Consider the following 9,645-nt stretch of genomic DNA (forward strand, 5'->3'; position numbering starts at 1 on the left):
CGCTGCGGATCAGGAACGCAACACGACAGTACGGTTGCCGGTGACGAAGATGCGATGCTCGGCATGCCAGCGCACAGCGTTGTTCAACACGATGGCTTCGATGTCATGACCGATCTCGACCAGGTCATCGGGCCGCTGGGTGTGATCCACGCGCTGCACGTTCTGCTCGATGATCGGTCCCTCATCCAGATCCGCGGTCGCATAGTGCGCGGTAGCGCCGATGATCTTCACGCCGCGTTCGTAAGCCTGATGATAAGGTCGGGCGCCCTTGAAGCCCGGCAGGAACGAATGATGGATATTGATGCACCGGCCGGCGAGCTTACGGCAGGTTTCATCCGACAGGATTTGCATATATCGGGCGAGCACCAGCAACTCGGCGCCGCTGGTTTCGAAGAGACTGAGAATGCGCGCTTCCTGCTCCTGCTTTTTGCCGGGCTGGATGGGGTAGTGATGAAATGGCAGCCCATACCACTGCGTGAGCCGAGCGTGCGTGTCGTGATTGGAGACGACGCCGACGATATCGATAGGTAGCGTTCCGATACTCCACCGATGCAACAGGCTGTTCAGACAATGACCCTGCTTCGACACCGCCAGCAGCACCTTGCAACGTCGTTCCGCTTCGTACAGTCCCCAGTCCATCCCGAAGTGCTCGGCAGTGGCGGCAAACTGCTGGCGGAGCGTTCCCAACGAGGGCAGCGCGTCGCCTTTGAACATGGTTCGCATGAAAGAACGTTTTGAGAAGTCATCGACGAAATGCGCCGCTTCGATGATCGAACCCGAGCGCTCGGCAATGAAGGAGGAGATCGCGGCGACGACGCCCGTGCGATCAGGACAGGAAATGGTCAGCGTGAACTGCGGCATGAGAAGGTCAACCATGGGCCAATAGGGGATCGCGCAGCGCGTGGTCCAGCCACTGCCGCAGGTAGTCTCGAAGGCTACGGTCGTAATAGATGTCGAACGAGGTCTCGTGGTGACGATGCGCCACCACGGCAACGGCCGCGAACCTGGTGCGGATGCACTTCGCCGACCAGTCGACACCCGCTCCCATCGACAGCAGTGCCGGTGTACTCGCGCCCTGGACCGTGGCGCAGTTGAGTGCAGCGGAAACATCTACCGCATGGTGTGTCACATCGGCAAACTGATTGGCGCACATTGCCACGAGCTTTTCCGAGGAAAGCTGGTCGCTCACCAACAACCACTGATCCGGGCCCAGCGACAGGACGGTCACCTCTGCCGACGTCTTTGCCTCCAACGTGCCCGGCAGTCCGAGCCGCGCAGCTTCGCTCGCCGCGGACATGCCCAGGCGCAAGCGAACTTTGGCCCGCCGCGGATGCGCGTCCAGATCGATCCGTTGCTCAGCCATTCATGCGCGCTCCGGAGGAATCGAAGAATGCAGGTTTCACCACACGAGCCTGTAGCGTGCATCCCTCATCGAAGATCGTGACGACTTCATCGATGCGCGCCTGACCACGCTCGAGCAATGCCAGTCCGATGGAACGACCCAGGGTCGGGCTGAACGCTGCCGAGGTGACGAATCCTTCGCTGCGCTTCTGAGGCGAATCCCCGGTGACGATGTGCGCACCAGCCGCGAACGAGGCCCCTGCCGTCATCGGCTCCAACCCCACGATCTGCCGTCGCGGCGCTGCTCGATCATTGGCGCGAGATAACGACCGACGGCCGACGAAATCTCCCACCTTCTTCTCGATCATCGGACCGAAGCCCAGATCCATGGGGTTGGTAGTGCCATCGGTATCCGCGCCCACGTGCAGAAACCCTTTCTCCAGTCGTAGCACCAGCCACGCTTCGATCCCGATGGGCGCAATGCCGAGCTTCGCGCCCTGCTGCATCAGTTCCTCCCAGAACGCTTCGGCCTCGTTGGCAGGAACGCTGATCTCGTAGCTCAACTCGCCCGTGAAACTCACCCGTTGCACGCGGGCTCGTGTGCCCGCGATCCGTCCTTCTCGAAAGTTCATGTGCGGAAATTCGGACGCGGAGAAATCGATGTCGCTCGGCAATTGCTGCAAGAGTGCGCGCGCCGAAGCGCCCGCCAAAGTGAGCACGGCCCACTGCGTCGTCACCGGCAATAGCACCAGATCGAGATCCGGCCATTCGCATTGATGCCATTCATCGAGCCAGGTCGCAATTCGTTCGGCATTCGCGCCCGTGGTACTCACCAAGTAATGCTCCGGCGCCAGGCAGGCAAAGACACCGTCATCGATCACGATGCCGTTTTCGTTGAGCATCAGCCCGTATCGCACTTTCCCCGGCTGCAAAGAAGTCACATTGTTCACGTAGATGCGATGGAGGAAGCGGGCCGCGTCGCGCCCACGCACCTCGATCTTCCCTAACGGCGATCCCTCGAACAGTCCGAGCGCGCTGCGCACCGCTCGTACCTCACGATTGATCGCCGCTTCGCGACTCTCACCGCTACGCGGATAACAGGCCGGCCGCTTCCATCCGCCATAGTCATCGAGCTGTGCTCCGTGCGCGACATGCCAACGATGCGCGGGCATGTGACGCGCCGGAGCATACAGATCACCCGTGGTATCGCCACCGATCGCTCCGAAGGTCACCGGCATGAACTGCGGCCGGTAGGTCGTGGTACCCAACGTGTCGATCGCGCGCCCGGTCAGCTCCGAAAGCACCGCCAGTGCATTGAGATTGCTGGTCTTGCCCTGATCGACCGCCATGCCGTTGGTCGTGTAACGCTTCAGATGCTCGACCGCGACGAAGTTCTCGCGAGCAGCCAACTCGATGTCTGCGGTCGTGACATCGTGGAGCAGATCCACCCATTGCCGTGCGCCACCTATCTGCGGCGCGCGACGAATGGGACAAATGCCATGGGTATGCGATCGATAGTCACGCATGGCACCAGGAAGGCCCGATGAGTTGTCGCGAAGTGCGGCCGCGGCTTCGCGCCCCGCCCGAGCGCCACTGGCCATCGCAGCCGGCACTGCGAACTCAGCGTTCGCTGCGCCGACGATGCGCACACGCTGGCGACAGGTCTCGGGGACGAGGCAAGCAAGCGAGGAGTCATAGCGCACCTTGCCGCCAGCCTGCGAATACAGATGGATGGTCGGGTTCCATCCGGAGGACACAGCGAGCGCGTCGCACGGAATCCAGACGCGCCTCTCGCCAAGACTGCGGCCGTCGCCGGAGACTTCATCGACCGCAACCGCCCGCAAACGCTTCGTCCCGCGCGTGTCGATCACCATGGACGAACGCAGCACCTTGATGCCGCGGCGTTGGGCGTCCTCCTCCATGCTCGCACTGGCGCTATGGCGAACGTCGACGATTGCAGCGATCGCGACGCCGGCGTCGTGCAGATCGAAGGCCGTGCGATACGCATCGTCATTGTTGGTTGCAATCGCCGCACGGCGGCCGGCGGCCACGCCGTAGCGATTGAGATAGGCCCGCATCGCGCCCGCGAGCATGATCCCGGGGCGATCGTTGTGAGCAAACATGAGTGGCTGCTCGATGGCGCCCGTGGCAAGCACGACCTCGCGTGCGCGTAGGATCCAGAATCGCTGCACGGGCCCGGCCGGATGTTCGTTATCCGACAGGTCCAGCGCGGTGAGCACGTTGTGATCGTAGTAGCCCGCGACAAGAGTGCGCCGAAAAACTCTTACTTGGGGCGAGCGCGTCAGTTCACTCACCGTCTCATCGATCCAGAGCCGGATGTCATCGTCGATCGAGGCCCGTTCCAGAAGCGCTCGTCCGCCGAGTTCTCCGTCCTGCTCGATCAAGGCGACTCGCGCACCGGCGCGGCTCGCCTCCAACGCCGCCGCAAGTCCGGCAACACCCGCGCCGACCACGAGCACGTCACAACGCAGGTGATGCCGAAAGAATGCTGTCTTGTCGTCGCCGGCCGGCAGGGTTCCAAGGCCCGCCATACGGCGCACCGCATTCTCGTAGGTATGCCAGCCAGGCCACTTGAATGTCTTGTTGTAGAACCCGGCGGGCAGCAATGCGTGCACACGATCGAAGACTCGCGCGAGGTCGAAGTCGACGCTGGGAAAGCAATTCTCGGTAGTGACGATGAGACCATCCACCAGCGGCTGCAGAGTCGCACGCACCAGCGGAACAGCCGAGCCGTTGGTCTCGACCCGCAACAGCGCATTGGGTTCTTCGAAACCCGCGGAGAAAATGCCCCGAGGACGGTGATATTTGAAACTGCGCGCGACGACGCTGACGCCGTTCGCCAGTAGCGCCGAGGCCAGCGAATCGCCAGCATACCCGGTGAGAACACGGCCGTTGAACGTGAATGACAGCGTGCGCGATCGATCGAGCCGACCGCCTCGGTCCAACCGATAAGCACCCGGCCGACTCATGACAGACTCCCTTCCCTTGCACGCACCAGGCGTATCGGCGCCTCGCAAGTTTTCGCTGGCTCGCCATCGGTAAGCTGGGGCTTCGCGGCGCCCATGACGTACACCGCGAGAATCTCGTGGGTCACGGTATCGCGTGCCACGTTGAACCAGCGACCACAGCTGTAAGAATGTAGCCACCGCTCGAAAGCGATGCCTTTGGGATTGATGCGATTGAAGAGATAATCCGCCCAGACCGAATCGTTGGCGTCCAACAGCGGACGAGTCACGTGCGACTCGCCGCCGAAGCGATATTCCTCTTCATCGCGCATGCCGCAGTAAGGACACGGAATCTGCAACATCAGTGAGACACTCCGGCAGCCGCACCTTCATCGATCAATGCGCCGCTCACAAAGCGGTCCAGACCGAACTTCGCAATCAACGGATGCGCCTTCGCGTTCGCGACGGTGTACGCCATCGTGTCGCCGCCGGCGGGAATCGCTTTGTATCCTCCGGTGCCCCAGCCGCAGTTGAGATACAGACCCGCTATCGGTGCGGGCCCCATGATCGGCGTGGTGTCGGGCGTGATGTCGACGATGCCCGCCCACTGACGCATCAGGCGCAGTTGCCGGAAGGCCGGGAACAATTCAAGCAACGCCGTGACATTTTGTTGGCATGCCGGCAAGCCGCCGCGTTGCGCATAGCTGGTATAGATATCGGCTCCGCCGCCCAGCACCAGCTCGCCGCGATCGGATTGGCTTACATACATGTGCACGGTCGGGGACAACACCACCGTATCGAGGCAAGGTTTGATCGGCTCACTTACCATCGCCTGCAACGCCATGCTGTTGATGGGTAAGCGCAGTCCGAACTTGCCTGCGAGTACGGTGGAGTGCCCCGCCACCGACAGCACCACGCTGCCGGCGTCGATCTGACCGTGCGAGGTATCGACTCCCACGACGCGGTCGCTCTGCTGACGAAATCCCGTGACCTCACATTGTTGAATGATGTCGACACCGAGTGCGTTGGCGCCGCGTGCATAGCCCCACGCAACGGCATCGTGTCTGGAGATACCGCCGCGCCGCTGAATGAAGCCACCATGCACCGGAAAGCGTCCGTCCATGTTCAGCAAGGGCACGAGCTTCCTGATCTGCTCGGGCGTCATCAGCTCCGAGTCGATGCCATTGACTTGAATGGCGTTGGCCCAGCGCCGCAAGCTCTCGAGTTCGTGATGACTATGCGCCAGTGTCAGAATGCCGCGCTGACTCAGCATCACATTGAAGTTGAGCTCGCGACTCAAGCCCTCGTAGAGCTTGAGCGAATGTTCGTAGAACGCCGCGCTCTCCGGCCAGAAATAGTTCGAGCGCGAAACCTGTGTATTGCGCCCGGTGTTGCCGCCGCCAAGCCAGCCCTTCTCGAGCACCGCGACATTGCGGATGCCGTATTTTTTAGCGAGGTAGTACGCCGTCGCCAGGCCGTGGCCGCCGGCCCCAACGATGACGACATCATAGGACTTGCGTGGCGTGGGACTGCGCCACGCCTGACTCCAGCGCCGGTGCCGCCCGAACGCGCCAGAGAGCAAGGAGAGAAACGAATAGTGATGCATCGCCAAAGAGCTGGTTCGAAAACGGTCCCGCTCTAAGACGCAGCACCGGGCAGAACCCACAACACGCTTCTCGTCCCCGCCGCCGGCTCTGCGTTCACGGCGCCAACGCGAAACGTAGGCCGCGACTGATCGCCGCAGGCAGCACGCTCAAATGCGTTTCACGTTCGAAAATGACTGCCTCGACCTCGGAACCGGCCGGGGCCTTCAGGGCCTTGAGACGGTCGGCCAGGGCACGCGCGTTGGTGATCATGCCAAACGCCGTCAACATCGCCTGCATCTGCTCGCGCGTCACGCCCGGATACAACTTAACGTGCTCGGCCAGCTTCTCCTCGTATTCGCCGGCTGTAAGCAGCACGCGGAGCGGAACCTTGCCCGCCGCCACCGGCGCTGTGAGCCTGGCTTCCTGCTTCAGGATCGCGCCATTGCTCCAGTTGATCGAGGGGCTGTTGACCAGATAGGTCCGGTAGGCCTCCGGATGGTTGAACAGGACGTACAACGCGAACAGACCGCCAAAGGAATGGCCCAACAGAGATGCATCGCTGTGGTTGGTCGGGTAGGCAGCCTCGATCCGGGGCCGCAACTCCTCGATCATGAAGCGGTGGAAGCTCTCGGCCTCACCGTAAGTCGCGCCCTTGGTGAGTGGCGAAGCCTCGAGGGATGCAAGGGTCGCGGAATCGGGTGGGAACGGCAGCAGGTCAGCGCAGCGCGTGCGCGACGCTGTCTGCCAATCCTTGCCGTAACCGATGCCGACGACATACGCAGGCCGCGCCTCCCGGCCGATACTTTGCATCATCAGCGCGTCCGCGGCGGTGTTGAAGTTGAAATCGCCGTCGGTGAGATAAAGCACCGGATAGCCTTCCTTGGGTGGTGCCTCCGCCTCGGCCGTCATGGGCTTTGCGACATAGATGCGATAGGTCCGGCCGGTGAACTTGGACGTCATGTCCCAGGTCTCGGCGTTGGGGAGCACCACGGGGGAACGGGCCGGCGTCGCGGCATGCGCGAGCCCCGCGTTGAAGCCGCCAGCACTCAACGCGGCCGTCAGGCCAACGCTCCCCGTCAAAAAATTTCGTCGTCCAATCATTCCCCGCCCCTTGTTACTGTCCAACCCAAACTCTCCACGGCGCCAATGCGATCTGAAAACGGGTGCTGGCCTACTCGTCGGATGCCGCCGGCCGGCACGGCTGCATCGGCAGCGAGCCGCATTCCGGAGCAGGAGCCCGGGCGTGCTCGCCGGGCACCACCGGCAGACTCAACATCGAACGATACTGAACGGAATGATGGACCTTGTTCACCGCCGGCCCGCCCGATGGCACGCTGCCCATCACCGGGGATGGAATATTGTTGGGCGCGAGAATCGACAGCTGTAGTCGATGGCCTTTGCGCACCACATGCCCAATGGCTCCCAGTGACAATTTGATCTCGTAGATCTTCCCGGGAACCAGCTTTTCGTAACGCCGGAACGAGTGGGCAATGTAGTCGCTCGTAGTGCGGTTCGGATCGATGGCACGTAGCGACGCACGCAGATACGCTCGTTGCAGGAACAACGTGTTGCCGCCCGAATCGATGTCCTTCAATGTGAACAGAAAATCCGTCTCGCTCCGATCCGAGCTGAAGTGGAACGTGAGAATCGGCGTGCCCAGTAGCGCCAGGTCCTCACTCATAACGGGCGTCTGGTAACTGAGCGAGCCCAGCGATAGCGGCGCGAGCGCAAACTGTTCGTTGCTCCCAACCAGCTCCGTGCCCATGGGATAAACATAGGTGCGAATACCTTCCTGTGCGCTTGCAGGCCCCGCCTCCCGGGTCAACTCGCCCGCGGCGGTCAGATAGAATGGCTGGCGTTGCATCCCGGGGACCGGCCAGCCGGCGTAGCTGGTCGACCAGCCCGAGGATCCGGCGCCCCCATGTTCCCAGTTGACCAGCACGGGCAACTCGTTTTCGACGCCGTTGCGTTCTCCTTTGACCCAACGGTCGAACCAACGAATGAGCCGCGGCGTCGAGGATGCATCGCCGTGGCCGCCGTTTTGTATAACGAGCCACTTGTGATCGCTCTTCAACAGTTCGAACAATCGCAGGGCGCCATCCGGCATGTCCCAGGGATCCTGCCACGTCTGCTGGATCAACGTCGGCACTTGAACCTTGTGCACGGAATTTTCCAGTGCACGCTGCTCCCACCATTGATCCTGCAAGGGGTGCGCGAGGACATCGTTATAGAAGTTGGTTTCGACCGGACGCCTGGCGCGGATCGAAGCGCATTCTGTATCGCCGCCTTGCATGCGGGCATCCACGCCTATGCGTGCCGCATTCGGTTGTAGATCGAAAGTCCAGGACGCCGCATGTCCCAGATGAATCATCCCGCCGGCCGTCGCGCCCTCTTCCCGATACAAACTGGCAGCAATGGCCGTCGGAGCGATGGCTTTCAAGTGCGCGGGACGTAGAGCTGCCACGGCGAGCTGACTCATGCCTCCGTTGGAACCACCGAACATGCCGACATTTCCATCGCTCCAAGGTTGGGCCGCCGCCCACTCCACGACTTCCGCGCCATCTGGCGCTTCCTGCGGATCGAGGAAGCTATAACCATCGCCTTCGGAACATCCGGTGCCTCGCGCGTTGACGCCGAGCACGGCATATCCTGCTTCCAGGAACTCCTTGGATTTTTTGAAGGACAGGCCACTGGCATCGTATTCGTTGTAGATGAACAGCGTCGGATAACGTCCTTCTTTGCCGGGCCGCCAGACGACATACGCCAATCGGGTGTCGTCTTTCAAGGAGACGTATCCGAACTCTCGGTAGACGTCCGCCTCGCCAAGCTGCCGTGCTCCAGGCTCGGCAACAGCACACACGCCAAATATAAACAGGCACCACGCTGCGAGTAGCGCGCACGCTCGCGGAGGAAACACAACTGCTCGGACCGAGAAAGACGTCTGCTCGCTCATCGTGCCGCCTGGCGGGCCTTTTGTTGTTCGATCCACTGGTCGATACGCTGATCGAGCAGGTCGAGCGGCACCTGGGCACCGCCCAGGATGGTGTCGTGGAAGCCGCGAATATCGAATCTGCTGCCGAGCCGGGCTTGCGCCCGCCGGCGCAGTTCTTCGATCTTGATCATGCCGATTTTGTAACCCGTCGCCTGGCCCGGCATGACGATGTAACGCTGCACCTCGGCGCGGATCTGGCCCTCGGCGGCCGGTGAGTTCTCCATGAAATACCTGACTGCCTGCTCCTCGGTCCAGCCCTTGGAGTGCAGACCGGTGTCGATCACCAGACGAATCGCACGCCAGATCTCGGTGCTCAGGCGGCCGAAGTCTGAATAGTCATCCTGGTACGCACCCATTTCCTTCGCCAGCTTCTCGGCGTACAGGCCCCAGCCTTCCTGATAGGCGTTGAAGTACAGATATCTGCGGAACTTCGGCAGACCAGGCAACTCCTGCGCGATCGCGTAGTTCATATGATGGCCCGGTAGCGCTTCGTGATAGGCGATCACTTCCAGCTGCGGGATCGGCATCGCACGCATGTCCGACAGATGTGCGTAGTAGACGCCCGGTCGCGCCCCATCCGCCGAGGACATGAAATAGTGCTGAGGCGCTCCGTCGAGCTCGCGATAAGGTTCGACGCGCTTAACGATCACATCGGCCTTGGGCAGAATGCCGAAGTACTTGGGCAACTGCTGTTTCATGAACGCAATGTGCGCGGTGGCGGCATCGATATACGCCTGTCTCTTATACACATCTCCGAGCC

General features: G+C 61.7%; 8 protein-coding genes. All 8 read right to left on the minus strand.

All coding sequences use genetic code 11. From position 1 onward, the window contains the following. Positions 1–9: 9 nt before the first annotated feature. On the minus strand, positions 10–876 hold the full coding sequence (purU, locus tag D0550_RS32390; protein WP_116813317.1) for a formyltetrahydrofolate deformylase: 867 nt from the start codon (positions 874–876) through the stop codon (positions 10–12). Further along, positions 869–1,363, minus strand: a complete 495-nt coding sequence (locus D0550_RS32395; protein WP_116813318.1) for a sarcosine oxidase subunit gamma family protein — start codon at positions 1,361–1,363, stop codon at positions 869–871. Before D0550_RS32395 ends, purU begins: the two co-directional genes overlap by 8 nt. Then, complete coding sequence (locus D0550_RS32400; protein WP_116813319.1) at positions 1,356–4,331, minus strand: sarcosine oxidase subunit alpha family protein; 2,976 nt, start codon at positions 4,329–4,331, stop codon at positions 1,356–1,358. The genes D0550_RS32395 and D0550_RS32400 overlap by 8 nt, the downstream gene beginning before the upstream one ends. Next, positions 4,328–4,669, minus strand: a complete 342-nt coding sequence (locus tag D0550_RS32405) for a sarcosine oxidase subunit delta (RefSeq protein ID WP_116813320.1) — start codon at positions 4,667–4,669, stop codon at positions 4,328–4,330. The genes D0550_RS32400 and D0550_RS32405 overlap by 4 nt, the downstream gene beginning before the upstream one ends. Then, positions 4,669–5,913, minus strand: a complete 1,245-nt coding sequence (locus D0550_RS32410; protein WP_116813321.1) for a sarcosine oxidase subunit beta family protein — start codon at positions 5,911–5,913, stop codon at positions 4,669–4,671. Before D0550_RS32410 ends, D0550_RS32405 begins: the two co-directional genes overlap by 1 nt. A 94-nt stretch (positions 5,914–6,007) precedes the next feature. Then, the gene (locus tag D0550_RS32415) at positions 6,008–7,018 is read right to left on the minus strand and encodes an alpha/beta hydrolase (protein ID WP_153067452.1); all 1,011 of its coding nucleotides are present in this window, start codon (positions 7,016–7,018) and stop codon (positions 6,008–6,010) included. A gap of 46 nt (positions 7,019–7,064) precedes the next feature. Then, entirely contained in the window at positions 7,065–8,678 is a 1,614-nt protein-coding gene (locus D0550_RS32420) for a CocE/NonD family hydrolase (protein ID WP_161966193.1), read from the minus strand. Positions 8,679–8,842: 164 nt separating this feature from the next. Continuing rightward, the coding region (locus D0550_RS32425) for a DUF885 domain-containing protein (protein WP_153067453.1) at positions 8,843–9,645 on the minus strand (803 nt) is incomplete at its 5' end.

Source organism: Steroidobacter cummioxidans, from assembly GCF_003104955.1.

Bases quoted from the DNA above. Each gene is read 5' to 3' on its own strand.
- purU (WP_116813317.1), bottom strand. From the start codon at position 876: ATGGTTGACCTTCTCATGCCGCAGTTCACGCTGACCATTTCCTGTCCT.
- D0550_RS32395 (WP_116813318.1), bottom strand. From the start codon at position 1,363: ATGGCTGAGCAACGGATCGATCTGGACGCGCATCCGCGGCGGGCCAAA.
- D0550_RS32400 (WP_116813319.1), bottom strand. From the start codon at position 4,331: ATGAGTCGGCCGGGTGCTTATCGGTTGGACCGAGGCGGTCGGCTCGAT.
- D0550_RS32405 (WP_116813320.1), bottom strand. From the start codon at position 4,669: ATGTTGCAGATTCCGTGTCCTTACTGCGGCATGCGCGATGAAGAGGAA.
- D0550_RS32410 (WP_116813321.1), bottom strand. From the start codon at position 5,913: ATGCATCACTATTCGTTTCTCTCCTTGCTCTCTGGCGCGTTCGGGCGG.